Consider the following 26,438-nt stretch of genomic DNA (forward strand, 5'->3'; position numbering starts at 1 on the left):
GCTCATCAGCCGGGCGCGGCAGTCCACGTATTTCCCCCCGATGCCGCTTCCTTTAGCAGGGTGTTGAAAAAGCCTCTTCGAGGCTTTCCCAAGCCACCTTTGCGGCACAGGTCCGCAAAAGTGGGCACGAAAATCAATCGCTTAACGCGCCTGATTTTGCTGACGGCGTGATTAAGCCGTCAGTGCAGGCTGTTTTTCAACAGCCTGCTAGCCTGTACGGGCCACCTGCAGAAAGCGGGGGTCATCGGCCAGCCGGAACAGACTCAGTACCGGCCAGTATTCGTTGTCACGCTGATACGCCCCGAGGGTATAGGGGCGCACGGCGTCATCCAGTGCCGGCGCTTCCGGCACATAGCCATCCACGGGAAAGTGCTGCATGCCCAGCACGTCATCCACGGTCAGCCCGGTGTACAGCTCGCCCTCGTCGATCACCAGCAGGCGCCGGCGGCGCTCCTGCAGGGCAGTGGGCTTGTCCAGGAAGCCGGTGAGGTCCATCACCGTCATCAGGCGGCCACGCACGTTGGCCACGCCCTTCATCCAGTTCAGCACACCCGGCACCCGGGTATAGGGGGGGACTTTGAGAATTTCGGAGACTTCGTCGAGCGGCGCCACATAGCGCACGCCGTCCAGCGTGAAGCCGATACCGCTCCAGTACTGGACCAGATCCTGCTGCGACGGCAGCGCCGCGGCCTTTTCCCGGCAGCGGACGTAGTATTCCGCCAGCTTGATGTAGGCCGCTGATGCCGCGCTCATCCCTCTTCCCCCAATATCACCGGTCAGCCGGCGACGAGCAGCCGGTCGACCGTGCTGATCAGCACGGATTCATCCACCGGTTTGGTCAGGTAATCGCGCGCGCCCTGGCGCTTGCCCCAGACGCGATCCGTTTCCTGGTCCTTGGTCGTCACGATCACGATCGGAATATCCGCAGTGTCCGCACCCTTGGTCAGTTGCCGGGTTGCCTGGAAGCCGTTCAGGCCCGGCATCACCACGTCCATCAGTACCAGGTCCGGGTGTTCGGCACGGGCTACCGCCACGCCGTCTGCCCCGTTCGCCGCTTCCAGCACCTCATGCCCGTGTTTTTCGAGGATCTCCCGGAATTTGTAGGTCTCCGTGGGAGAATCATCCACGATCAGAATGCGTGCCATAGTGTCCTCTTGGTTAGCCGCCGGTCGTCCGACGCACCGGCTAGTTAGCCATATACTCGCGAATCGCGCCAAGCAGCTCTTCTTTCGAGAACGGCTTGGTCAGGTACTCGTCCGACCCCACGATGCGCCCCTTGGCCTTGTCGAACAGGCCGTCCTTGCTGGAGAGCATGATAACCGGGGTGTCCTTGAATGCGCTGTTGTTCTTGATCAACGCGCAGGTCTGATAACCGTCCAGACGCGGCATCATGATGTCGACGAAGATGATGTTGGGCTTGGTATCGGCGATCTTGGCCAGCGCGTCGAAGCCGTCGGTTGCGGTGATCACCGTGCAACCGGCCTTTTGCAACAAGGTTTCTGCGGTGCGACGGATCGTTTTCGAATCGTCGATCACCATTACCTTGAGATCCTGGAAGTTATCAGTCATGGAAACTGCCTTTAACCGTGATCCGAAGTGGAAGGCTTCAAGTTATTGTATTAATTGCCTTTTATTCTGCAGACTGGCAGCGTTACCCAGTTCTCCGCGCCTTGCGGATGGTTTTAACACAGTTTCAACATTCAATCCATAAGGCACTGGCAGCGTTGAGAAAACGCTCTCATGGCGCGGTGCTCCCGGCGTTGCTAACATGTGCCGGCCAGCCTGCCGGGAGCACCGCATGTCCATCACCATCGGGGTCGTCATGGACCCCATCGACCACATCAAGCCCTGGAAAGACAGCACCTTCGCCATGCTGCTGGAAGCACAGCGTCGTGACTGGGCCGTGATGTACATGGAGCCCGGCGATCTGTACGTGCGTGACGGCCGCACCTGGGCCATTGCGCGGCCACTGACCGTGACCGACCGGCTGGAAAACTGGTTCGACCTCGGCGAGCCACGCAATCTGGACCTGGCCGATCTGGAAATGGTGCTGATGCGCCAGGACCCGCCGTTCAACAATGAGTACATCTACACCACTTACCTGCTGGAAAAAGCCGAGCGCGAGGGCGTGCTGGTGGTCAACCGCCCCGGCAGCGTGCGCGACTGCAACGAGAAACTGTTCGCCACCGAGTTCCCGCAGTGCTGTGCCCCGACCCTGGTGACCAGCCGCGCCGATCTGCTGCGGCAGTTTGTACGGGAATTCGGTGACACCGTGATGAAGCCGCTGGACGGCATGGGCGGCAGCAATATCTTCCGGGTACAGAACGAGAGCCCGAACATCTCGGTGGTGATCGAAGTGCTCACCCACCAGGGCAAGACGCCGATCATGGTGCAGCGCTACATTCCCGAGATCACCCAGGGCGACAAGCGCATCCTGATGATCAACGGCGAGCCGGTGCCCTACGCGCTGGCGCGCATTCCCCGCGAAGGCGAGCTGCGTGGCAACCTGGCCGCCGGTGGCACCGGCGAAGGCCGCGAACTGAGCGAGCGCGACCGCTGGATCTGCGAGCAGGTAGGCCCGACGCTGCGCCGCAAGGGGCTCTACTTCGTAGGCCTGGACGTGATCGGCGATTACCTGACCGAAATCAATGTCACCAGCCCGACCTGCATTCGCGAGCTGGACAAGATCTACGGCATCAATATCGCCGGGCAACTGTTCGACCAGTTGCTGGAACTGAAAGCCACCGCCTGATCCCGCCGGCGCGCAAGCAAGAATGCGACGCCGGGAATGGACAAGGTGCACGCCCGGCGGCAGACTCCCCGGCACGCTACCAGCGGCCGGCCATGTACCGCGCCGCGCAGTCACGGAACCGATCCAGCCGATGAGCCAGACCCAGAGCCCAGTTTCGCCGGCCGACCGCCTCAGCTTCACGCTGTTTCTGGCCGTGGCCGTGCACGCCACGCTGATCTTCGGGCTGGGGTTCGCGCAGGAGAAGCCCGCCGCCGCGGCCCGCACCCTGGAAGTCACTATCGCCCGTCATCAGGCCGAACGCCCGGTGGAAGACGCCGACTTTCTCGCCCAGGCCGACCAGGAAGGCTCCGGTGACCAGGCCGACAAGGCCGAGCTGACCACCACCGAGCTGGCCGATTTCGCCGACAGCAAGGTCGAGCGCGTGCAATTGCAGGCCCCCAGCGTCACCGAACCGCGCCAGTACCAGCCCCAGCGCCTGGTGATCACGACCCAGGGCGAATCACCGCGCAAGGTCAGTGTCCGCACGCCGGACGACGACAACCCCGCGCGCCCGCTGCCGATCAGCGACACCCATTCCCTCGCTGCACTGAGCCAGGAAATCGCCAGCCTGCAGGCACGCCTGGACAATCAGCGCCAAGCCTATGCCAAGCGCCCGCGCATTCACCGCCTCACCTCGGTGTCGGCCAAGGCCCATTTTGAAGCCCTCTATATCGATGCCTTCCGGCGAGACGTGGAGGCCATGGGCACCCGGCACTTCCCCCGCCGTGCCCTCACCGAACAGAAATTCGGCAACGTACGCCTGATGGTGGCCATCAATGCCGACGGCAGCGTGCGCGAGATCAATGTCCTGCAGTCCTCCGGGCACGGTTTCCTGGACGAAGCCGCCGTGCAAAGTGTGCGCCTGGCCGCGCCGTTCTCGCCCTTTTCGACGGAGATGCGCGAGAAAGCCGATGTGCTGGAAATCATCCGCACCTGGAAGTTCGACCCTGACCAGATCGTCTCCAGCCACTGAGCCGGCCAGCTTGCACCCCCGCCAGCAGGGTCGGATACTGCACCCCATGGACCCTACAAGCCTCGCGCATCATCTGCTGATCGCCATGCCCCAGCTCGACGACCCGGGCTTTGGGCAGACGGTCACCTATATCATCGAGCACGACGAGCAGGGGGCCATGGGCCTGACCCTGAACCGCCCGCTGGAGCACATCAACCTCAGCCGCGTGCTCGACAGCATGAAGATCACACCACGCGTGCCGGTCCCCGATGAGGTCCATCCGGTGGTCGCCGGGGGCCCGGTGAACACCCAGACCGGCTTCATCCTGCACCCGCCCTGCGAACAGATGTGGCACTCCACCGTGGTCCTGCAATCCGGCCTGTGGCTGACCACTTCGAAAGATGTGCTGGAAGCCATCGCCTGCGGCCAGGGGCCCTCGCATTCCCTTGTCGCCCTGGGCTACGCAGGCTGGGAAGCCGGCCAGCTGGAACAGGAACTGGCCGAAAACGCCTGGCTCACCACACCGGCCCAGCCGGAGATGGTGTTCGACGTACCGTTCGCCGAGCGCTGGCATGCGGCGGCCAGGCAGATCGGCATTGATCTGCATCTGATTTCCACCCAGGCGGGACACAGCTGAGTGACGGGAAAGCTGTCCAGCGCGCCGCCTGCGGCGATACCCGTCGCCGGCCCAACCGTTGGCACAGACACCCCATGACCACCACCCTGCTCGCCTTCGATTTCGGCACCCGCAAGATCGGCCTGGCCAGCGGCCAGTCGCTGACCGGCACCGGCTCACCGCTGCCGGCGCTGCCGTGCCGCGAGGGCATCCCCGACTGGGAACAGGTGCGGCGCCTGCTGGCGGAATGGCAACCCGACCTCCTGCTGGTCGGCCTGCCGCTGAACATGGACGGCACCGACAGCGACCTGAGCCAGCGCGCCCGCCGTTTCGCCGGCCGCCTCAAGGGCCGCTTCGGCAAACCCGTGCAACTGATCGACGAACGCCTCTCCACCCGCGAGGCCCGCGACCGCCTCGGTGATCACTACCGTGGCGGCAGCGATCCGCGCGTGGACAGCATGGCGGCCGTTTTGCTTATAGAATCCTTCTTCAACGATGGCGCCGGAGAAGCCGTGTGAGTGATTTCAGCAGTGCCCATATCGACCAGTTGCTTGAACGCATGGCCACCGAGCTGCATGCACACCTGGCGAAACGTCGCATCAGCCAGCATGTCCTGGTCGGCATCCATTCCGGCGGCGCCTGGGTGGCCGAAGCGCTGCACACCAAGCTGAGCGACAGCGCACCACCGGGCACTCTGGACATCAGCTTCTACCGCGACGACTTCTCCCGTCGCGGCCTGCACCCGAAAGTGAAGCCCACCACCCTGCCGTTTGATATCGACGATGCCCATGTGGTGCTGGTGGACGACGTGCTGATGAGCGGGCGCACCGTGCGGGCGGCCCTCAACGAACTGTTCGACTACGGCCGCCCTGCCAGCGTCACCCTGGCGGTGCTGTTCGACATCGGACAAAGAGAATTGCCGTTTGCCGCCGATATTTGTGGCGAACACTTGGCACTGGACCCGCAACAGCGGGTAGAATTGCGCGGGCCCGCCCCTCTCACGGCGGACATTCTGGACATGAAGGCCTGACATGAGCGATCCGGCACCGGATACCCTGCAGCTCACCGGCACTGGCCGGCTCCGCAACTTTATCGGCATTGACGGCCTGCCCCGCGCGATCCTCGAAGAAATCCTCGACACCGCCGCCTCGTTCGTCGACGTGGGCGACCGCGCCATCAAGAAAGTACCGCTGCTGCGTGGCAAGACGGTGATCAACCTGTTCTTCGAGGCCAGCACCCGTACGCGCACCACCTTCGAGCTGGCCGCCAAGCGCCTGTCCGCCGACGTACTGAACATGGACATCGCCCGCTCCTCCACCAGCAAGGGCGAGTCGCTGATGGACATGCTGCGCAACCTGGAAGCCATGTCCGCCGACATGTTCATCGTCCGCCACGGCGACTCCGGCGCCGCCCACTACATCGCCCGCCACGCGACCCCCGACGTGGCCATCATCAATGCCGGCGACGGGCGCCACGCGCACCCGACCCAGGCGATGCTCGACATGTACACCATCCGTCACTACAAGGGCCGCTTCGAGGGCCTGAAAGTGGCGATCATCGGCGACATCCTGCACTCGCGCGTGGCCCGCTCGCAGATCCACGCGCTGAACATTCTCGGCGCCGAAGAGGTGCGCGTGGTCGCACCGAAGACGCTGCTGCCGGTGGATATCGAAAGCCTGGGCGTCACCGTCTGCACCGATCTCAACCAGGGCCTGCGCGACGCCGACGTGGTGATCGCCCTGCGCCTGCAGAAAGAGCGCATGGACTCCGCGCTGCTGCCGTCGGAAAGCGAATTCTTCCGTCTCTACGGCCTGACCAACGACCGCCTGCGCGCCGCCCACCCGGACGCCATCGTGATGCACCCCGGCCCGATCAACCGCGGCGTGGAGATTGCCTCCGAAGTGGCCGACGGCGAGCGCTCGGTGATCCTGCACCAAGTCACCTTCGGCATCGCCGTGCGCATGGCCGTAATGTCCATGTGCATGAGCGGCCGCGAAACCGAACGCGACGACAGCCTGACCCCGGAACGCCCGCATGCAACCACGCGCTGACCTGCTGATCCGCAAGGCCCGGGTGATCGACCCGGCCACCGGCCGCGACGAGATCGCCGACCTGCTGGTGGAAGGCGGCCGCCTGAGCCGCATCGGCGCCAGCCTGGATGCGCCCGGCGCCGAGCTGTTCGACGCCGACGGCCTGTGGCTGATCCCCGGCCTGGTCGACACTTGCATCCGCCTGCCGGAACCCGCCAGCGGCCGCGCCGGCAGCATCGCCAGCGAAACCCGCGCCGCCGCCAGCGGCGGCATCACCCACATGGCCGCCCTGCCGGACACCGACCCGGTGGCCGACAACCCGGCCGTGGTGCGGCTGATTCGCGAACGCGCCATCAAGGCCGGCTTCGCCCGCGTGATGCCCATTGCCGCCCTGACCCAGGGCCTCGCCGGCAGCCAGCTTTCCGAAATGCAGACCCTGAAAGAAATGGGCTGCATCGCCGTCGGCAACGCTGGCCACCGGGTGCAGGACGCACTGGTACTCAAGCGCTGTCTGGAATACGCCGCCACGTTTGATCTGCTGGTGATTTTCCGTCCGCAGGACGGTGCGCTCAGTGCCGGCGGCTGCACCCACGAAGGCCCGGTCGCCTCGCGCCTGGGCCTGCCCGGCATCCCCGCCGTGGCGGAAACCGTGGACCTGGCCCGCGCCCTGCTGCTGGTGGAAGCTACCGGTGTACGCGCCCACTTCCATCAACTGAGCTGCGCTGCCAGCGTGGAGCTGCTGCGCGATGCCCGCGCCCGTGGCCTGCCGGTAACCGCAGACGTGAGCGTGCATCACCTGCTGCTGGATGAATACGCCATCGAAGGCTTCAACAGCCTCTGCCATATCGACCCGCCGCTGCGTCGCCGGGAAGACCGTGCCGCCCTGCTGGCGGCGGTGGCCGACGGCACCATCGATGCGATCTGCTCGCAGCACACGCCGCTGAGTTCCTCCGCCAAACTGGCCCCCTTCCCGGCCACAAAACCCGGCATTTCCGGGCTGGATACGCTGCTGTCGCTGACACTCAAGCTGGTCGAGGAACAAAAACTGCCGCTGATGCGCGCCCTGGATGCCCTGACCCAGGCACCGGCCCGCTGCCTCGGCTTGCCGGTGGGCAATCTGGAGAACGGACGGCTGGCCAGCCTGTGCGTGGTGGATGGCAAGGCACAGCGTGTGCCGGAAGACGACTGGCTGTCGGCGGGCAAGAACTCGCCCTGGCTGTCGGAAAGCCTGCCCGGTGCCGTGCGGCTGACGGTCTGCGAAGGGAAAGTGACCTGGCTGTCCGATTGACGCCGCCCGGGCGCGCATTCGACATCCCCGCCCTCGTCCCGTACCATGCGCGCCTTGCTTCACAACCCGATACTCTGATGATCGTGATCTCCTCCCGGCGGCCTACGCCACCCTAGTTTCTCGCCCCCTCCTACCGGCTTCGTGCCTGTAACGCACCCGTGTGTCCGCGCGGGGCTGCGCGCTGTGCTGCTGTGTCATCGCGCTGAACGCCGCCCGACTGCGGGCATTCCATCCCTTTTTCCGGAATAACGATCCATGTGGCATGCTCTTCACCAGAACTGGTTCTCTAACCTGCGTGGCGACCTGCTCGCCGGTCTTGTTGTCGCCCTGGCGCTGATCCCCGAGGCCATCGCCTTCTCCATCATCGCCGGCGTGGACCCGAAAGTCGGCCTGTACGCATCATTCTGTATCGCCGTGGTCACCGCCTTCGTGGGTGGCCGGCCCGGCATGATTTCCGCCGCCACCGGCGCCATGGCGCTGCTGATGATCACCCTGGTGAAAAGCCACGGCCTGGAATACCTGCTCGCCGCCACCCTGCTCTGCGGCGTACTGCAAATCGGCGCCGGGTACCTGAAGCTCGGCAGCCTGATGCGGTTTGTCTCCCGCTCCGTGGTCACCGGCTTCGTCAATGCACTGGCCATCCTGATCTTCATGGCGCAGTTACCGGAGCTGACCAATGTGACCTGGCATGTGTACGCCATGACCGCGGCCGGGCTGGGTATCATTTATCTGTTTCCCTATGTGCCGTTGCTTGGCCGGCTGATTCCCTCTCCCCTCATCTGCATCGTCGTCCTGACCCTGGTCGCCTGGCTGGCGGGGCTGGATATCCGCACCGTAGGCGACATGGGTGAACTGCCAGATACCCTGCCGGTATTTCTGTGGCCGGATGTGCCGCTGAATCTTGAAACACTGCTGATCATCTTCCCCTATTCCGCCGCACTGGCTGTGGTCGGCCTGCTGGAATCCATGATGACCGCCACCATCGTCGATGACCTGACCGACACCGGCAGCGACAAGAACCGCGAGTGCAAAGGCCAGGGTGTCGCCAACATTGCCTCCGGGCTGATCGGCGGCATGGCCGGCTGCGCCATGATCGGCCAGTCCATCATCAACGTGAAATCCGGTGGCCGCACCCGGCTCTCCAGTTTCACCGCCGGCTTTGTGCTGCTGATGATGGTGATCTTTCTCAGCGATCTGGTGTCGCAGATTCCCATGGCCGCGCTGGTGGCGGTGATGATAATGGTCTCCATCGGGACTTTTTCCTGGGATTCCCTGCGCAACCTGCGCAACTACCCGCTTTCCAGCAACATCGTCATGGTGGCCACCGTGGCGGTGGTGGTCGCCACGCATAACCTCGCCTACGGTGTAGGGGTGGGCGTGCTGCTGGCAGCATTGTTTTTCGCCAACAAGATCGGGCATTACCTCTATGTCGAATCCAGCATCGATGTAGATGGCCGGGAACGGCGCTATAACGTCATCGGACAGGTGTTCTTCTCCTCATCGGAGAAATTCGTTGCCGCCTTTGATTTCAAGGAAGCCATTGATAAGGTCGTGATTGACCTGCACCGGGCACACTTCTGGGACATCACCTCCGTGGCCGCCCTGGACAAAGTGGTGATCAAGTTCCGGCGCGAAGGCACCGAAGTGGAAGTGCTCGGCCTCAATGAAGCCAGTGCCACCATCGTCGACCGCTTCGGCGTGCACGACAAACCCGATGCCATTGACCAACTGATGGGGCACTGAGCATGACGACAAAGCGCTCCGGGCAACAGGAGATAACTACCATGCCGCACCTGTTCGCCTGCATCGACGGCTCGCCCTCTTCGCCCGCCGTCTGCGATTACGCCGCCTGGGCCAGCCAGCGCCTGAGCACACCGCTGACACTGCTGCACGTGCTGGATCACCAGACCTATCCGGTTGCAGGCAACCTCACCGGCAACATCGGCCTCGGCAGCCGCGAGGCATTGCTCACCGAACTGGCCGAACTGGACGAGCGCCGCAACAAACTGGCGCTCGAACAGGGCCGGCTGATGCTGGAAGCCGCGCGCGACCGCCTTGATGCGGACGAGATTCGCCTCCGTCAACGCCACGGCGATCTGCTCGAATGCGTACTGGAACTGGAGCAGGACATCCGCCTGCTGGTCATGGGCCGGCAGGGCGACACCAGCGGCTTTCAGGGACGCGACATCGGCAGCCATCTGGAAAGCGTGATTCGCGCCCTGCACCGGCCCATTCTGGTATCGCCGGTTCAGTTCAGCGCCCCCAGAAGCGCCATGCTGGCCTACGACGGATCAGAAACAGTGCGCAAAGGCGTGCGGATGATCGCCGCCAGTCCCCTGTTCCGCGACATGTCGATCCATCTGGTGATGGTCGGCGCAGATACCAACGACGCCTGGGCACAACTGGAAGCCGGCCTGAACGTCCTGCGCGACGCGGGGCTGACTGCCGAGGCGGTGATTCGTCCCGGCGAGGTGGAACCGACGTTGCATGCCTATCAGCAGGATCACGGGATTGATCTGCTGGTGATGGGGGCGTATGGGCATTCCCGGATTCGGCAGTTTCTGGTGGGGAGTACTACGACGCAGATGTTGCGGACCGCGACTTCGGCGCTTTTGCTGCTGAGATAGGCGGCGGATGACTCCTCTGCCCGGAGTAATGCTCCTTACCGAAAAAGGAAGACTCGTCGGACGCAACGACAAATGCAATGGTAGTAAGGGGTATCGTCCGGGGCTAGCTGGGATGCACGGGATTGGGTCGTGGCAGCGCTCCTTGCTGATTGAGTTGCCACCATAACCGAAACTCGCCAGGGGAAATGTCAGTTTATTGACCCGATCGCTGTAAGAGATTGTCCAATTTGTGCGTGTCCTCAAATTCCTGTGCTGTTGCCGCTCCGGGTGGGAGATCAGTCTTCCTCGCTGTCGTCCCAGAGGGCATTGAGCTTTTTTCGCAGGGCCAACAGCGCCGCCGTCTCGACCAGTGCTTTCTCCTTGCGGTGCAGCTCCTTTTCCAACTGCCGGATTCGCTTGCGGGCCTGCTTGTCCGCCTTCTGATCTCGAAGCACTCGAGCATCGCCCGAGGCCACACCATCCAGACACGCGGCCTTCCAGGCTTTGATCTGCTCGGGATACAAGCCCTTCAGGCGGCAGTATTCATTCAGCTCGGCTTCACTCAGCGTGGCCGTTTCCATCACCGTTGCCAGCTTCGCTTGCGGTGACCAGTCATCTGATTGTTTGCCGCTTCCCGACACAGGCATCCCCCGTTCTCTGGCTTGATTACGCCAATTGTACAGGGTCGCTTCACTGATGCCTTCCTGGCCAGCAACCACTGGTACTGAGAGATTTTCAGGCGGTAATAGCCGTTTCAGGATGGCTGACTTGCGCTCCTCGGAATATCGGGGCATATCTGTCCTCGTTGCCGCTCCCTCTGGATTCATGTGAGGCGACAACTATCCTGACAGAGGGGGAATCCGTCAAACCGAATGTCAGTTTATTGACCGGATCGCTGTAAGAGATTGTCCAATTTGTGCGTGTCCCGGACTTCGTTGATCAGGCTTTCAACAATTTATCAATAACCAATGGGATGAGACAGAATTGTTTACAGGCTCCTCAATGGAAGACACCAAGCGTCCAACCGTGCGTGCCCTAGATTTCCGCACATCCCTTTGAATCCCCATCATCTGGTCATGCCATGTATGGCCAACGATTGCCTCAGCAAATCATTCAAGCCTCCCATACTTGGCACCAAACCCGCCATCCGTATAGAATCACTCAGCACAAGCGCTAATTCCTCGCTTCCATCTCCGACCCTCCCTCCAATAACTACTTTTCTCGCCCCTCCTTTCATCTTAACAATATCCACAAGAAGACGATCGCCACTTTCATTGTAGAAGGCCAACACTCCCTCCTCCACAGCTTCCGGCTCGACGTACCTTTCGGCATCAGCTTTGGTATGGAAGAAATTTATGTCGTGCCCTTCAATCACTATAAACATCTTAATCCTATATTAAAATCTATCGAAGAAACTTTTATCGGTAGATTTCGTCTCAACTGGACGATGCCTATTAATACCTTGGCCATCGAGTGGCACCCCTGTATCCGGGTTTGTTACACGTCGATGGTAGTGCGGGTATCTACCTATAGGATGACCTGTCCTATTACCGAAAGGAGCAACCCTAAAGTTATTTCCAAAGCGAAACTCTTTACCTATTGCAAACCAGCTTGCGCCCTGGCCTATTGGATAAAAAAATATCCCAATATCCAGAATTCCCTGTATGTACGATGACAACCCTTCCGTAAATATCATATCCTGAGTTGGGTAGGGAACGTTCATTCCAGCGCCTATCATCGCCCTTACCTCGGCCGATGCATAGTAATCTTTAATACCTCTCAATGTTTCTGGGTTTCTTGATACCCCGGCAGGAGCAGGAAAGTCCCTACTACCCATCTGATTGAATAAGTATCCCATTGCTCCAGTTACTGCGCCTACAGAAAATTTCCCCCCAGTAACTTCAGAGACTGTTCCACTAATAAAACCGGCAGCTACAGTTCCCATCCCCGGATCGCTGGCGGTCTTAATTTCTATATAGTCACCAAGAACCCCTTCAACGAAACCACCCGTCATTCCCGATTGCACATCTGAACCAGCCGCGGCTGCAAAGATGCCGCCTCGCACAGCATGTGCAGCCCCACTAGCGTGCCACTCCCACCCCCTGCTCCCAATCTTCTTTGCAAAAGCGGCATTTGCATAGGCCAAGGCACCAGCCCTAACACCAGCTTGCAAAGCATCTGATAATGAGCCTCCACTACCGTATGAAATACTTGTCGTAACGATGGCCTGGTAGGCAGAAACACAACCAGCCGCACCAACTCCCCCTGTGATAAAAGCACATGCACCTACTCCGACAAGCCCTATAACTTCCCCTGCATATTTATTTCTAGCTGCAAATCTGGCAAGCTCCTTCCCTAGAGACTTCAAAGACCCCTCTATAAGTAAGTGTTTTGGATCAAAGGTGCCCAATTTAAATCTTTTCATTACCCTTCGAATTTTCTTCCATGTTTTACTTAACCACGAGTATCCAGACGGATCTGTGAAGCTCAAAGGACTGTTTAGAACATAACTGTATCGGTTATAACTCTCGGTGTTCTCAAGCCCTTTGATTACCGGGTCAGCACTAAGGAATCTACCTATAGTTGGGTCGTACACTCGGCCACCCATATGGATCAGCCCCACTTGATCCAACATCTCATGACCTGAGAAGCCTTTACTGGTGGCTGCGTCGCTACGATCAATCTGGTTCCATATTAGATCAGTGATCGCTTCCCAGTTGATGGACGCCCTTGGCCGTCCCCATGGATCATATTGATATCGCTCACTGACACCGCCCAACGCATTGACCGTTGCAATAACGGAACCTATCGCATCAGATACCAGATATTCTTCCTTCTTGGAACCTTCCACTCCGTCTTCAAACGAAACAACCGCACCGCCAGGCAGCGAGAATCGCTCCTTGACGCTGGTCTGGCCCTGTTCCGTCTTGACGATCTTCTCGTAGGCACCAAATGAGTACTTCGTGGTTGACTCTGTTCCGTAAGTAGTCACTGTCTTCAGAATACTGCGCGAAGGTCCATATATAAGCTGAACCGACGCACTAGAGGTTTGAATTTGATCCGGCTTGTTGAAGGAGGTATAGGAAATAGTGCGACCATCTCCAGACACCATATTGCCGCCGCCATCGTAGCAATAGCTCGCGTTTCGGGCGCCCGAGACGCTGGTAACCGCGTGCGGCCCAGGCGTATAGGCCTGCCCGTTTACTTCACAAGCCTCTCCATAGACGTAGGAGCCAACATCGTTCCTGTTCAGGATGTTACCCGATACATCGTAAGTGACCGACTGGTTATAAGATGCCGCTGGCACATTCATATTAACAATCGACGCGTTGGTAAGCCGGTTGCTATTGTCGTAGGAAAACGTCTCCTGAATATGCTGGTTCAGTGAGGCAATCTGCTCCGCCCGTTGCCGCATCAAGCCACGCGCGTCATAGGCGTAAGTCTGGTTCTGAATGGCCCATTCCGATGTATAGGCAACCTTTGCACGCATCGCCTGAAGGAAGCCGGACGCTGCATCATACTCCGCCCGCCCCTGAATCATGCCATTCGCCAGGCTTCTTTCTGTCACCTGACCCCGGGCATCCTTGTCTGTCACCCGCCAGTAGTAATCCGCCAGACCTGGCTTGCCGATTTCGTAGAGGTACCCGCCATTGTTGTATCGATACTCAATGGTTACCGAAGGCCCACCCACTTCGTGCAGCACGGTTTCTTGCGTGAGCCTGCCGGTCGCGCTGTCATAGACGGAACCACCGGTAAGCTCCAAACCATCGTATTCAATATCAACTGACAGAACCCGCCCAAAGGCATCATAGAAAGGCTCTTCTGAGTATCCATTGATATCCTGCAGCAACGCCAGGCGACCCACGCCTTTCGCCGGCTGGTCATACGACCAGGAAGTTGTAGCTGCCTGGCCCGCGCATTGGTTCAGGGCAGATGCTTTCGCAACAGACCAGCTGGATGAAGACAGATAATCATCTACGCGGGCAACCATGCGCCCGATCTGATCGTAGGCGAAACATACTCGGCGACCGCTACCATTTTCCTGCAGCGCTATGCGCCCGGCACCGTCGTATGCGTACTGCCAGTTTCCGATATTGGGGTCGGTGGATGTCAACCGTCTGCCAAGCACATCATAGGTGTTTTCAACCTGTACTTGATCCGGCAAATCAATCCTGGTCAGATTTTCATAAGCATCATAGTGATAAAGAATGGTGCGCTGAGCCGCGTCAGTAGCCGAACGCATATTGCCGTTTACATCGCTGACCACCACGCTGGTTTGGGATATCTGGCTACCGGAGACAGGATCACTCCAGTTAGCGGTCTGCTCAACGGCATAGGCATGATACTCCGTGAGGAACTGTACGCCGGAGGCCGTAGTTTCCTCCAAAGTACGTCCCAGGACGTCCCGGCTCACTACTGTGTTCCAGTAAGTCGGCATGCCATATACAAACGGCTCGGAGCTGCGTGTTACCTCACCTTTATCATCGTATTGGGTACGGACAATGATCGTCTCGCCAGAGAAGCCAGGTGAATGCGCCTCGATTGTTCTTCCAAGCACATCTACATATTCAATTGACGAGTCTGTTATTCTCGCGCCCGTACTCGATTCCAACCAGGACTCAGTGTAGTACCGCGCCAAAGCTGGGCATCCAGTATTGCAGCCGCCAATTCTCGTTTGACTTCGTTGGCCAGATGCAGATATCTCGGTCTTCAGGCGCCCGATGGCATCATAATCCCAATAAGCCGTCAGTCCATTCGCATCGGTCTGACTGAGCTTGTTGCCTGTGGCCAGGTCGTACCCATAGCTCATGGTATGACCCAGCGTATTCTCCTCTTGCAGCACAAACCGACCCTGATGATCATAGGTATACGACACCATCTGGTCGGGCAAACCGGGATGAATAGCGGTTACGGACGACTTCGCTCCGAATTGATTGTAGGTGTAGTGTTTCTCCGTGCGCAGCGCCGGATTGTCTGGCTCGATGATTTCCTTGTGCAGCATACCGCCAATACCCGGCATGACTGGCGAGTAATACTCCCAGGCAGAGGTACGTGTTATCGGCGCAGATGTCACACCGTTATAACTTGCAGCCTGTGTCACTTCCGATCTTGTTAAACGTCCGAGCACCCACTGTTCAGGATAATTCTGATAGGTATTTGTCAGCGTCTTGGTGAAAGACTGATTTTGGCCGGACGTCGTGATGGTTTGGCTTGCCAGATTGCCATAGGCGTCATTCTCGTTCTCTGTCACTGTGGTGCTTATTAGTGTTCCGTCGAGCTCATACTTCCTGGAAGTACTGCCGAGCAGCCATACCGTGTATCTTAGAGGCAAATCCTTATTCCAGATCGTATCTGTCCACGGATGTATCATGAACCCGTCTAACCAGTATATTACTGTCTTCCAATCATATTCTTCTTCGGAGACGACTCTGAAGTTGCCCGGGGAGACTTGGTAAGCTGTTTCAGCACGAAGCAGTTGGCCGGCCTGATGGCGGTTCACCTCATGGCTGAACCACGCTTCATATCGCTTTTTCCCTTCTTCTGAAACCACCCGCTCATAATCAAAACCCAGCCCGCCCCGTTCATCCGGCATGTACCCATAGTTCTTATAAAAATAGCTTTGCTCTGATAGGCCCCCTACCCCATTCGAAGCCATGAACTTAGCGACCACCGTCATGCCCGAACTCAGGTATATCTGGCCCTCTGGGCCGACCTCTGCGTCATAGTCATAAACGCTTGGGTCTGATACGTCTTTGTATTCAACGCCGTAGTAAAGGCCTTGTCCGTTCTTCACGGATAACAGAAGGTCTTGCCGCTGGCTGTTTTGCGGCCCATAGCACGCCATGCCTCTGTTATGTGGGGTATTGGATTTCCAGTAGAGCGCACAATATCGTGGCTCTCCGTCGCCGTATATATCGGCCCAGCCACGATTAACCTCGCGGAGCCCTCTCAGTCCGGTCTGGTTCACCCCCAGATCCGGAAGGGTGTAGTTTGTAATGGCGGCCCCGAACCCCGAGGAAGTGCCAAGGAAGCATTTAATATCTGCGCCATGCCATTGCTTTGCGTAGCCTCGCTCAATGCACCAATCTATCTTTCCGTCATTGTTGATATCCATGAACTGCACGGCTTCAGCCAGCAGATCCTCACTCACACCGCCGGCCACCACGGGCGTCAATGGCATAAAAGTCGAAACTATGTCTTCTCCCCATCCCGTGCCCAGAGATTCCAGGCAGGCTGCCTCATAACCGTGCATGCCATTTCGGGCAGTCTTGTAAATACGACAGTAGTCAGGATAGCCATTTCCTGTGAAGTCAAAGAACCCTGCATTGAACCAGCGAGTTGTCGAGCCCGGATAGACATAACCTGAAGGCTCGTCACTTTTGAAGTTTTGCCCCGTCTTTTCCCATACAGCATAGTTTATGTTCTGACCACGGTCGTTTATATGACACGTGACTTTTGATGAAGCGGCTATACAGTAATCCGGCAGGCCATCGCCGTTTACATCGGACCAGCTACCACCCGCTTCGGAAATTTCCTTTGTGAAAACATTTTCCTCAAATTCAAAACCGGCTTTCTGTATTGCACACCTCACATACTTCTTAGTGCCGTTTATATAGTCGTAGCAGTAATCCGACAGAGAGTCTCCGTTAATATCTACCCATACTCTTCCCCCAACCTTGAACTTGTCGGTCATCGCCCGAGGTATCTCATAAGAAATTACCTTCGAGAACTGACCCTCTTCCGATTGGTTGAGCAAGCATTCAAGTTTGTCATTCGAAGCAAGTGGTCTGGAATAACACAGGTCGACATACCCATCATTGTCGATATCTATCCATGATGGATCGACATTCCAGTTAAAGTAGCTCGACGTATTGCTGTTGTGGACGAACCGCCACCCTGAAAGGTTTGTCGGGATGTTAATCTGCGAGGAAAAATTACCCGCGCCATCGCTGATGTAGCAAACTACCTCCACCGGCGAATGATCAAAATCCTGGGTTGGCGATATGCGGCAATAATCGTCAAATCTGTCACGATTGATGTCCACCCAGCCATTAAACCGGGGCACATAGATTCCTTCCTGGAAAGTACTGACTGTCGTCGGCGCACCGGGGAACTTCATGTATACCGCGTCAGAGAAATTATGGCTGGTCGTTTTTTCCCAACTAAAATTCGTTGGCTGAAGGCATTCAGCCCCAACACCACACTCTACAATTTCTGAAAGCAACGACTTTTTGGTAACCGTGCTGATCTCATAATTAAGAAAGTACTGCTTGGCGACAGCCCCATTCATCCTGTTGGTTATACGGGAAAGCCTAAAATTTGCCTGATAGGTTCTTCCAAGCACTGCACTGGTCATTCCATATTGATCTGGCTCATAAGTCAGCTCAACCGATGCATAACCGTAGCCGCCAATTTCTGGCTTCAAGGTGTAATAGATTCGCTCAGGGAATTCACCACCTGTATTCGGCAAATAGGTGATTCGATAACCGTATCCCAGTCGATCCTCGACGCTACTCAGCGCCCATTTTCCTATCACTCCACCATTGATATCGCCAGAAATTCTGGTGTCGGCATCTGAGCCATACTTGGTGATGTCTCCATTTTTTCCGTAAACAACGAACGTGCCCTGATCTGCTTCGGAGCTGGTTCGTTGGTACCTGATTTCCTGAAAGGATTCGCCCTCTGTTCGATATACCGATCCATCCGCCCAGTAATCGCCTCTGACCAACACCAACCTGTTTCCATCCAGGCATGCCATATCGTCGGTGGTCCCTCGAACACCCTGCACAAAGCCTTCACGCAGAAAAGATCTACCACATCGCTCTACGGATGAGACAAGGGACAGGCTGAATCCCATTCCTGCATGGCCGTAGTCAGCGCCACTGCTATAAGAAAGGGAAAAACTGGGATTTACCCCTGCTCCACCCGGAACGAGGTTAATGGGGATTGAGTATTCAGCTCTCCCGTTACTTACCGAAAACGATCCGGGGGACGCACCAACCAGAGAATAATTAACGCCTGAATGCGGCGCCGAACCAAACCCCGAGCCATTCCACGTTGCACGGTAGCCTGATGCTGTGACAATTGCGGTGTTTTGTCCGTACTCATCTTCCTCGAAGTCAATACCTGGAGCACCAGAAACCAGGTGTCCGTCAATATCCAGGAACTGGTCTTTTAGATAGAGCGACTCCCCGTCACTTCCTAAATAGACGCTGTTAATGTCTGGATCATGTGAGTGGATAAATACATCCGGGATTCCATCGCCATCAAGATCTTTTATCCATATTGCTGCTCCATCGTAACGCTGACCCGGGATTGCAGCACCATCCGTCATGCTGCATTCGACAAACTCGCCCGAGGCTGTTCCGCAAAGAAGTATGTCTGGAATCCCCTTGTTCATGGGGATGGCAGCAGTCACGCCACGCGCGATAAAAATATTGTTCTGCAGCTTTCTTGCTTTTAAAAGTATGTCAGGATAGCCGTCCAGACCGTACTCTGCGCTATCTATATCACCGTAATAGATATGGTAACTTCTTTGGTCAAGCGACGTTGTATCTGCATGAACATGCGGCCCGATAAGAAACATTGATGCGAAGATAACCATCCAAGCATATGGTTTCATGATTACTGTTCCTTATCTTTAATATTCAGACAGCCGTGTCATCTTCTGTAGAAACGACAGCAAGATACCCGCCACAGATTCGTTCAGATAACTTAGTGACGAAGGCGCATTTTTAACGCAAAGGGAGACGAACGAGACAAAGCTGTCTCGCTCCAGCCCCAGTTGTCCAGAGCAGTCTTTGTTAGCTTTTAATCAGCATGCACTCGCATACCTGTAAACATGCGCCCCATGCCGCTTGGCCCACCCTCATTAGGGATGCTTGCACTGGTGTTGCAAGCCGTACCTTCAAGGATGATATCTACGGTTGCGCCAGAAGAAAGCGCAGCCATCCAATGGGAGACTCGCAGAGCGAAGTTTACGGTATGCTCGGTGGTCCGCCAGTAACTCACCAGATTAAGCTGGTCAGTTGGCGCACACCCTGTATTGACGGGGGACGAGGGCTCAAAGCGGACTTCTGTGATCCGGTATCCACCCTGATCGTACAGAGCCACACTTTTTAGTTTCACATTCTTAATTAACTGAGAGGAAGGTGGTGCCGCGATGGCAGCGCTGGAAAGTGAATAGGCAACGGCAATCAGGCCCCAGATTACGCTTGATCTGATCCAATTCATCGACTCATCCTTTATTTTTTCTATGTATTTCCCTCCGGCGATTTTCCGACAGCATTTTTGATATGTCTACCAAAAGTTTTAATTTCAATTTGGCATCATTCATCAAAACAATATCCAAATAATTCGATATCGCGCGCATATATTTTTTCGACAATCGCTCTGGATCTATCCGTATAAAACTCCTGATACCCCACCCGCTTACTACTATTCAAATGCGGCAACTTCACATCCAGCCCCAACTTCTCACAAATAACATCAAAATCCTCATTCAGCCGCTCATACCGCCCCACAAAATCCATCGCCATTCCCCCAAACCTGTCCGTCACAAACTCCGACTGCGGCGTAAACAGATGCTTGCGCCGAATATTCTCCGGTGTCAGCCAGTGACAGACGAAATCCTCGAAGCTGTCGAAGCGATGGAAGAATTCCCCCCAGGCGGTATCGTCTTCGCTGGATTTAGCGCCACCTTCGCGCAGATAAGTCCAGGCGGAGACCAGGCGGTCCCACGGGTTACGCACGATGGCGAATTTGAAGTAACGGTCGAAACGGTCCGGGTCGATGCGCTGGTACCACTCCGCGTTGGCGTGTTCGACGGAATTGACGTTGAACAGGGATTTCACCAGGCTGCGGCCAGCGGTTTTGGGGATGTGGATAAACAGCGCCTGCCGCTCATCGAAGCACTCCGGGTAGCGCGCCCGGCCTTTGAGGATTTTCTCGATGTAGCGGCGGTCTTTCTCGGGGATGTAGCTCAGCAGGTGGTCGCGTTCCTGGCGTGGGAGCATGGCCAGCAGCATTCTTCCGGAAAGGCTCATAATCAGAACATCTGGGTTGCGGGAGTTGCCGGGATTATACCGGTTTACTCCCCCAATCCCAGAATGCGCCCGGCCTCAGCTGGCAGGCGGGAATTCTACCAACATGTCGGTGATCAGCTTGTCGATCAGCGCCTGGCGGGCCTCCGGTTTCATCTCTTCGGTCAGGTTGCGACGGCCGGCGCCGCGCCAGATGGCCTGTTTGTCGTCGGGACGTACGAACTCCACGACCAGCTTGCCTTCGCGTATCTGGTAGGAATCCGGTGCGGTGACGACGCCCAGGCCGTAGGCGCCGCGGCCGTAGCCCAGGCCATAGGAGAAGCCGGAGCTCTCGTTGCGGATCTCGGTTTCGATGTCGTAGCGCACCAGGATATCGGCCTCTTCCGGCAGGGTGGAACGCATGCCGCGCGCGCCCAGTTCGCGGTTGAGGCTGCGCTCGATGCGCGCGGCGTCAAGAGAGAGGTATTCCTTGCCTTCTTCACGGGGCATGAACGCGTAGGTATCGTACTGTCCGAAGCGCGCCTGCTGATCGTAATCGATCACCACGCTGGCGCACCCGGAGAGCAGCACCAACAGCATGGGCATCATCAGCCAACCTGTCCGTTTCACACTATGGCTCATCACGGCACTTCCTCCTGCGAGACGTTTCTGACTGCTTGGACGGCGTTGACGCCGACTTTATCCCGTTATACCGCAGGGGAACGTAATTTATCGTGATGGCCGGCTATTCTGCGGCGCTGACCGGCGCGAAGCGCGGCTGGCGCACGCCGTCGCGTTCTATCTGCTCAATGAACATCGCCAAGGGCCGCACCCAGAGGCCGTGGTCACCGTAGAGTGCGCGATAGACCACATAGTCCTCGAGGGTTTCGCTGTGGCGCGCCACCTCGACCAGCTCGTACAGGTTGCCTTTGAAGTGCCGGTACAGGCCCGGCGCAGGGTGACCGTCAGCCATGCCCTTCCTCTCCTCTCAGCTGTTCGCCCGTGGCTTCCACTTCCCGACACAGGGCACCCACGCGGCGGCGCAGGATGTCGCCGAGATGCCGGACGCCGGGGCCGGCGTAATCCTGATCGGTGAACACCAGATACAGGTCCGCAAAGCGCTCGGCGCCTTCCCGCAACGGCAGCATTTTCAGGCGGCCGGTATCCAGCTCATTGCGGATTTTCCATTCCGGGTACCAGGCGAAGCCCTGGCCACTGCACGCCGCCTGGATGGACGTGGCGAAGTGGCTCAGGGTCCAGCGCTGTTCGGAACCGAGCCAGCCGGAGTCGATGCGCCGGTTGCCGGAATCGCGGATCACCAATTGGCGGAAGCGGCGCAAGTCACGGAAATCCAGCTCGCGGTCCAGTTGATGCAAGGGATGTTCCGGGTGTGCCACCGGCACGAACCGGGCACGCATCAGGTGGTTGCCCAGAAAGCCCGGTGGCAAGCGGCCGGCAATGGCCAGGTCGACGCGTTTTTCCAGCAGCGCTTCATCCGTGCCGGTGAGGACCGTTTCGTAGAGCTCCACCCGCGTGTCGGGGAAGCTCTGACCAAATTCGGCCAGGCACTCAAGCATGAGCCAGGTGGGGAAGATGGCCTCCACGGCAATGCGGATCTCCGCTTCATGCCGCTGCGCCAGGTGGGTGGCCGCCGTTTCCAGCGCCTGTGCCTCGTTGACCAGTGCCCTGGCGCGACGGTACAGCAACTCGCCGGCGGGGGTGAGCACCGCCTTGCGACCCTGCAGGGCAAAGGCACGCAAGTCCAGTGTGGTCTCCAGCTTCTGGATGGCGTAGCTGATGGCCGACTGGCTCTTGTCCAGCGCCTCGGCGGCCGCAGCGTAGCCACCCTCATCTACCACCGCCAGCAGTGCCCGCCATTGTTCCAGGGTGATTTTCGGTTCTGTCATGGGGAATACATCAGGCAGACTGATTGAATCAGTCAAATCTATCGCCTTTTTTATCCATATGACAGATGTATTCTGGTCTCAATCGAAAGCGAAGGAGCAATGACATGGGATTGCTGGTCGACGGCATCTGGCAGGACAAGTGGTATGACACCGACAAGACCGGCGGGCGCTTTGAGCGCAGCGCGGCGCAGTTCCGCAACTGGGTGACCGCCGATGGCAGCGCCGGCCCGCAGGGCAAGGGCGGCTTCAGGGCGGAACCCGGCCGTTATCACCTGTATGTGTCGCTGGCCTGCCCCTGGGCGCATCGCACGCTGATTTTCCGCGAGCTGAAGGGCCTGCAGGACATGATCGATGTATCGGTGGCACATCCGCTGATGCTGGGCGAAGGCTGGACCTTCGAGACGGATTTCCCCGGCGCCACGGGCGACCGGCTCAATGATCTGTCACGGCTGTATGAACTGTACCTGAAGGCGGATGACAACTACTCCGGCCGGGTCACGGTGCCGGTCTTGTGGGACCGGCACCAGCAGACCATCGCAAGCAATGAATCGGCGGACATCATCCGCATGTTCAACAGCGCCTTTGATGAGGTGGGTGCGAAAGCGGGCGACTACTATCCCGCACCGCTGCGCGACGAGATCGATGAGGTGAACAGCTGGGTCTATGACCAGGTGAACAACGGCGTGTACAAGGCCGGGTTTGCCACCAGCCAGGAGGCTTACGACGATGCGGTGACGACGCTGTTCGACGCGCTCGACCGGCTTGAGCAACGATTGAGCCGCCAGCGCTATCTGGTCGGCGAGCAGGTGACCGAAGCGGACTGGCGCCTGTTCACTACGCTGGTGCGGTTTGATCCGGTGTATGTCACGCACTTCAAATGCGACCGGCGCCGGATCAGTGATTATCCGAACCTGATGAACTATGTCCGCGATCTGTACCAGACACCTGGCGTGGCCGGCACGGTGAACCTTGCGCACATTCGCAATCACTATTTCCGCAGCCACCCGACCATTAACAAGTACGGCATTTTACCCATCGGGCCGGAAGTGACGTTTGATCAGCCCCACGATCGCGGCCGCTTCTGATCCGATTCACAGAGGAGGCACTGCCATGACTGTTCGTGCACTGCGTTTTGTGATTCCCGGCATGACCACCAGCGATGGTGCTGGCGTACGCCTCAAGCGCACGCTCGGCCAGTCGCAAATGGCGCGGCTTGATCCGTTCCTGATGCTGGATGAGTTTTCCTCGGATGACGCGGCAGATTATATCGCCGGGTTTCCATCGCACCCGCATCGCGGTTTTGAAACGGTCACCTATATGCTAGACGGCCATATGCTGCACGAGGACCATCTGGGTAACCGTGGCGACCTGACCCCGGGCGGCGTGCAATGGATGACAGCCGGACGCGGTATCATCCATTCGGAAATGCCGCAGCAGACCGAAGGCCGCATGCGCGGCTTCCAGCTCTGGCTGAACCTGCCGGCCAAGGACAAGATGAAACCGGCGGATTACCGCGATATTCCGGCGGAGGACATTCCCGTCACGGTGCGCGCAGACGGCGCGGAGGTGAAAGTGATCGCTGGCCGCCTGGATGACGCCGCCGGCCCCATTAACGGCGGCGACCGCAACATGGCTACCGATCCGTTGTACTGGGATGTGAGCGTGCGCGCTGGCAATAGCGTCACATTGCCTGTGCCGGCCTCGCACAACGCCTTCATCTATGTCTTTGAAGGCAGCCTGCGCAGCGGTGAGCGTGATGTGCCCACGCACAGCGCGGCCATTCTTGGTGATGGCGATACGCTGGAAGCCGTCGCCGGTGAACAGGGCGCACGCTTCCTGCTGCTCGCCGGCAAGCCGTTGAATGAGCCGGTAGTGCAGTACGGCCCCTTCGTGATGAACACCCGCGAAGAAATCGAGCAGGCGTTACGGGATTATCGTGACGGCACACTGGCCACACCGGCCTGACATCGGGCGCCGCGCATGCGGCGCCTTTTTTTGTTTATTGGCACAATGCCCGCGTAATGTCTGCGGCAGGCAATTGCTTGCAACCCGAGACATTCTGCCCTGCCCACAGCGGCGAGAAATCACCGCTGCCCATTCTCTCCGCCGCCGCACGCAGCGGCGCGATCGCCGTCGAGGCAAGCGGAAAGGCAGGCGGTACGTCGCTCATGGGTCCCAGCTCCCGCATCAGACGGTTCATGATGCCGCGCGCAGGCCGACCACTGAATAGATTCGTGAGCGCCGTGTGCATGGCCGTCTCACTCAGCAACGCCGCACGATGTACCGCACTGGTCGTTGCTTCATCGCAACAGAGATAGGCCGTGCCCACCTGCACTGCCGAGGCACCCAGCGCCAGCGCCGCGCGCACGCCGGCAGCATCGGCGATGCCTCCCGCCGCGATCACCGGCACGTCTACCGCCGCCACGATCTGCGGCACCAGTGCAAAGGTGCTCATCTGCGTCGTGATGTCCGTGGTCAGGAACATGCCACGATGGCCACCCGCCTCACTGCCTTGCGCAATGATCGCGTCGGCACCGTGGGCCGCCAGCCAACGCGCCTCTTCCACTGTGGTAGCGGTGCTGAGCACAGTGCTGCCCCAGCGTTTGACTTCCCGCAGCAGCGATGGCTCGGGCAGTCCAAAATGGAAACTCACCACAGGCGGCCTGAACGGCGCCACAATATCGGCAATGGCCGCACTGAAAGGCTGCCGGCCTGGTGCGTCAGGGATATTCTCGGGGTCCAGCCCCATTTCAAGATAAAAGGGGCGCAATGCTGCACGCCACTGTTGTTCGCGGTGTGCGTCCGGCGCTGTCGGGGTGTGGCTGAAAAAGTTCAGGTTGTAGGGGCGCTGCATGGCCTGCAACTGCGCCACTGCGATACGCAATGCCTCGGCAGACAGCATCGCGCAGGGCAGGGAACCCAGGCCACCCGCCGTGCTGACGGCGACGGCCAGTGCAGCATCCTGCGAGCCCGCCATGGGGGCCTGTATCAGCGGCAGTGCAGTGCCCAGAAAGGAACAGGACATCGGGCGGCTCCTCAACGTAACGGTGTCCTGATGATAATGCCTGCCGCCCGATCTTGTTACTCGGTATCTTCGATCGACAACCCGCGCGTCGCCGAATCCAGCGAACTGGAACTGGTCTCCGCCCCCAGCTTGATCATCAGGCGCAGGTCGTTCGGCGCGTCGGCGTGCATCATGGCGTCTTCGTAGGTGATCTCGCCCTGGGTGTAGAGATCATAGAGCGCCTGGTCGAAGGTCTGCATGCCGAGGTCGCGGGACTTTTTCATCAGCTCTTTCAAGAGATGCACTTCGCCCTTGCGGATGTGGTCCGCCATCAGCGGCGTGTTCAACAGTACTTCGATCACCGCGCGGCGGCCCTTGCCGTCCGGGGTGGCAATCAGTTGCTGTGCCACGATGCCGCGCAGGTTCAGCGACAGGTCCATGTAGAGCTGGCCGTGCCGGTCGGCGGGGAAGAAGTGGATGATGCGGTCCAGCGCCTGGTTGGCGTTGTTGGCGTGCAGTGTGGCCAGGCACAGGTGGCCGGTTTCGGCGAAGGCGATGGCGTAGTCCATTACCTCGCGGGAGCGGATCTCGCCGATCAGGATGACGTCCGGCGCCTGGCGCAGAGTGTTCTTCAGGGCGATCTCGAAGGAATCCGTGTCCAGACCCACTTCACGCTGGGTGACGATGCAACCCTGGTGCTGGTGAATGAATTCGATCGGGTCTTCGATGGAGATGATATGGCCTTTGGAATTGCGGTTGCGGTGGCCAATCATGGACGCCAGCGAGGTCGATTTACCGGTGCCGGTGGCACCCACGAATATCACCAGGCCGCGCTTGGTCATCGCCAGGTCCTTGATCACCGGCGGCAGGCGCAGCTCGTCCACGGACGGGATTTTCACTTCGATGCGGCGGATCACCATGCCGACCAGGTTGCGCTGGTAGAAGGCGCTGACCCGGAAGCGGCCGATACCGCGCGCCGAGATGGCGAAGTTGCATTCCTTGCTTTCGATGAACTCCTTGCGCTGTTTCTCGGTCATCACGCCGAATACGATGTCGCGCGTCATGTCCGGTGTCAGTGCCGTTTTGGTAACGGGCACCACCTTGCCGTGGATTTTCATCGAAGGTGGCACGCCGGCGGTGATAAACAGATCCGAGCCGCCCTTCTGCACCATGATTTTCAGGAGTTCTTCAAATTCCATTGCCTGCTTCCGTGTTGTTCAGT

General features: G+C 58.6%; 23 protein-coding genes and 1 pseudogene. 11 read left to right on the top strand and 13 right to left on the bottom strand.

The genetic code is table 11. From position 1 onward, the window contains the following. Positions 1 to 207 precede the first annotated feature (207 nt). From S7S_RS18010 to pilG, 3 genes are read right to left on the bottom strand one after another with little or no spacing between them, the layout of a single operon-like run. Positions 208 to 753 carry a chemotaxis protein CheW gene (locus S7S_RS18010; protein ID WP_008734646.1) on the bottom strand — a complete coding sequence of 182 codons (546 nt, stop codon included), beginning with the start codon at positions 751 to 753 and terminating at the stop codon, positions 208 to 210. A gap of 23 nt (positions 754 to 776) precedes the next feature. Beyond that, positions 777 to 1,145: a twitching motility response regulator PilH gene (pilH, locus tag S7S_RS18015; protein ID WP_008734645.1), complete on the bottom strand. Its 369-nt coding sequence runs from the start codon at positions 1,143 to 1,145 to the stop codon at positions 777 to 779. A gap of 40 nt (positions 1,146 to 1,185) precedes the next feature. Next, on the bottom strand, positions 1,186 to 1,569 hold the full coding sequence (gene pilG / locus S7S_RS18020) for a twitching motility response regulator PilG (RefSeq protein ID WP_008734643.1): 384 nt from the start codon (positions 1,567 to 1,569) through the stop codon (positions 1,186 to 1,188). Positions 1,570 to 1,798: 229 nt separating this feature from the next. Between pilG and gshB the strand changes: the two genes are divergently transcribed. The 9 genes from gshB to S7S_RS18065 all read left to right on the top strand — a co-directional run bounded on the left by gshB (position 1,799) and on the right by S7S_RS18065 (position 10,304). After that, on the top strand, positions 1,799 to 2,752 hold the full coding sequence (gene gshB, locus S7S_RS18025; RefSeq protein ID WP_008734641.1) for a glutathione synthase: 954 nt from the start codon (positions 1,799 to 1,801) through the stop codon (positions 2,750 to 2,752). Between the two features lie 130 nt (positions 2,753 to 2,882). Beyond that, a complete protein-coding gene (locus S7S_RS18030; protein ID WP_008734639.1) occupies positions 2,883 to 3,764 on the top strand; it encodes an energy transducer TonB in 882 nt (293 codons plus the stop codon). 46 nt (positions 3,765 to 3,810) lie between these two features. Then, entirely contained in the window at positions 3,811 to 4,380 is a 570-nt protein-coding gene (locus S7S_RS18035; protein WP_008734638.1) for a YqgE/AlgH family protein, read from the top strand. Positions 4,381 to 4,454: 74 nt separating this feature from the next. Further along, on the top strand, positions 4,455 to 4,877 hold the full coding sequence (gene ruvX, locus S7S_RS18040; RefSeq protein ID WP_008734636.1) for a Holliday junction resolvase RuvX: 423 nt from the start codon (positions 4,455 to 4,457) through the stop codon (positions 4,875 to 4,877). After that, positions 4,874 to 5,389, top strand: a complete 516-nt coding sequence (pyrR, locus tag S7S_RS18045) for a bifunctional pyr operon transcriptional regulator/uracil phosphoribosyltransferase PyrR (protein ID WP_008734634.1) — start codon at positions 4,874 to 4,876, stop codon at positions 5,387 to 5,389. Before ruvX ends, pyrR begins: the two co-directional genes overlap by 4 nt. A 1-nt stretch (position 5,390) precedes the next feature. Next, a complete protein-coding gene (locus S7S_RS18050; RefSeq protein WP_008734631.1) occupies positions 5,391 to 6,410 on the top strand; it encodes an aspartate carbamoyltransferase catalytic subunit in 1,020 nt (339 codons plus the stop codon). Continuing rightward, positions 6,394 to 7,677 carry a dihydroorotase gene (locus tag S7S_RS18055; protein ID WP_041026037.1) on the top strand — a complete coding sequence of 428 codons (1,284 nt, stop codon included), beginning with the start codon at positions 6,394 to 6,396 and terminating at the stop codon, positions 7,675 to 7,677. The genes S7S_RS18050 and S7S_RS18055 overlap by 17 nt, the downstream gene beginning before the upstream one ends. A 255-nt stretch (positions 7,678 to 7,932) precedes the next feature. After that, positions 7,933 to 9,420 carry a SulP family inorganic anion transporter gene (locus S7S_RS18060; protein ID WP_008734625.1) on the top strand — a complete coding sequence of 496 codons (1,488 nt, stop codon included), beginning with the start codon at positions 7,933 to 7,935 and terminating at the stop codon, positions 9,418 to 9,420. Between the two features lie 41 nt (positions 9,421 to 9,461). Continuing rightward, positions 9,462 to 10,304, top strand: a complete 843-nt coding sequence (locus tag S7S_RS18065; RefSeq protein ID WP_008734623.1) for a universal stress protein — start codon at positions 9,462 to 9,464, stop codon at positions 10,302 to 10,304. Positions 10,305 to 10,562: 258 nt separating this feature from the next. On the opposite strand, the pseudogene S7S_RS18070 reads toward S7S_RS18065, so the two are convergent. From S7S_RS18070 to S7S_RS18100, 8 genes and pseudogenes are all read right to left on the bottom strand, one after another. After that, positions 10,563 to 11,077: pseudogene (locus S7S_RS18070) on the bottom strand (transposase); the annotation flags it as partial. 272 nt (positions 11,078 to 11,349) lie between these two features. Next, a complete protein-coding gene (locus S7S_RS18075; protein ID WP_008734619.1) occupies positions 11,350 to 11,667 on the bottom strand; it encodes a hypothetical protein in 318 nt (105 codons plus the stop codon). A gap of 12 nt (positions 11,668 to 11,679) precedes the next feature. After that, positions 11,680 to 18,906: an RHS repeat-associated core domain-containing protein gene (locus S7S_RS18080; protein ID WP_082027773.1), complete on the bottom strand. Its 7,227-nt coding sequence runs from the start codon at positions 18,904 to 18,906 to the stop codon at positions 11,680 to 11,682. A gap of 188 nt (positions 18,907 to 19,094) precedes the next feature. Continuing rightward, entirely contained in the window at positions 19,095 to 19,517 is a 423-nt protein-coding gene (locus S7S_RS19745; protein ID WP_144401706.1) for a hypothetical protein, read from the bottom strand. A gap of 95 nt (positions 19,518 to 19,612) precedes the next feature. After that, on the bottom strand, positions 19,613 to 20,329 hold the full coding sequence (locus tag S7S_RS18085) for a sulfotransferase family 2 domain-containing protein (protein ID WP_035203651.1): 717 nt from the start codon (positions 20,327 to 20,329) through the stop codon (positions 19,613 to 19,615). A 75-nt stretch (positions 20,330 to 20,404) separates the two neighbouring features. Next, a complete protein-coding gene (locus S7S_RS18090; protein ID WP_169745583.1) occupies positions 20,405 to 20,935 on the bottom strand; it encodes a DUF4136 domain-containing protein in 531 nt (176 codons plus the stop codon). 115 nt (positions 20,936 to 21,050) lie between these two features. Further along, the gene (locus S7S_RS18095; RefSeq protein WP_008734610.1) at positions 21,051 to 21,278 is read right to left on the bottom strand and encodes a DUF1653 domain-containing protein; all 228 of its coding nucleotides are present in this window, start codon (positions 21,276 to 21,278) and stop codon (positions 21,051 to 21,053) included. Then, positions 21,271 to 22,212 (bottom strand): LysR family transcriptional regulator, encoded by a 942-nt coding sequence (locus tag S7S_RS18100; protein ID WP_008734608.1) that lies wholly within the window; start codon positions 22,210 to 22,212, stop codon positions 21,271 to 21,273. The genes S7S_RS18095 and S7S_RS18100 overlap by 8 nt, the downstream gene beginning before the upstream one ends. Before the next feature lie 104 nt (positions 22,213 to 22,316). On the opposite strand from S7S_RS18100, the gene S7S_RS18105 reads away from it, so the two are divergent. Both S7S_RS18105 and S7S_RS18110 read left to right on the top strand, forming a co-directional pair. After that, positions 22,317 to 23,297, top strand: a complete 981-nt coding sequence (locus tag S7S_RS18105; RefSeq protein WP_008734606.1) for a glutathione S-transferase family protein — start codon at positions 22,317 to 22,319, stop codon at positions 23,295 to 23,297. Positions 23,298 to 23,322: 25 nt separating this feature from the next. Next, positions 23,323 to 24,177 (top strand): pirin family protein, encoded by an 855-nt coding sequence (locus tag S7S_RS18110; protein WP_008734604.1) that lies wholly within the window; start codon positions 23,323 to 23,325, stop codon positions 24,175 to 24,177. 34 nt (positions 24,178 to 24,211) lie between these two features. Here the strand turns inward: S7S_RS18110 and S7S_RS18115 are convergent, their stop codons facing one another. Both S7S_RS18115 and S7S_RS18120 read right to left on the bottom strand, forming a co-directional pair. Next, positions 24,212 to 25,237 carry an NAD(P)H-dependent flavin oxidoreductase gene (locus S7S_RS18115; protein WP_008734602.1) on the bottom strand — a complete coding sequence of 342 codons (1,026 nt, stop codon included), beginning with the start codon at positions 25,235 to 25,237 and terminating at the stop codon, positions 24,212 to 24,214. A gap of 56 nt (positions 25,238 to 25,293) precedes the next feature. Continuing rightward, on the bottom strand, positions 25,294 to 26,415 hold the full coding sequence (locus S7S_RS18120; protein WP_008734601.1) for a PilT/PilU family type 4a pilus ATPase: 1,122 nt from the start codon (positions 26,413 to 26,415) through the stop codon (positions 25,294 to 25,296). Positions 26,416 to 26,438: the final 23 nt, after the last annotated feature.

The sequence above is a fragment of the Isoalcanivorax pacificus W11-5 genome (assembly GCF_000299335.2).
Lineage (GTDB): Bacteria > Pseudomonadota > Gammaproteobacteria > Pseudomonadales > Alcanivoracaceae > Isoalcanivorax > Isoalcanivorax pacificus.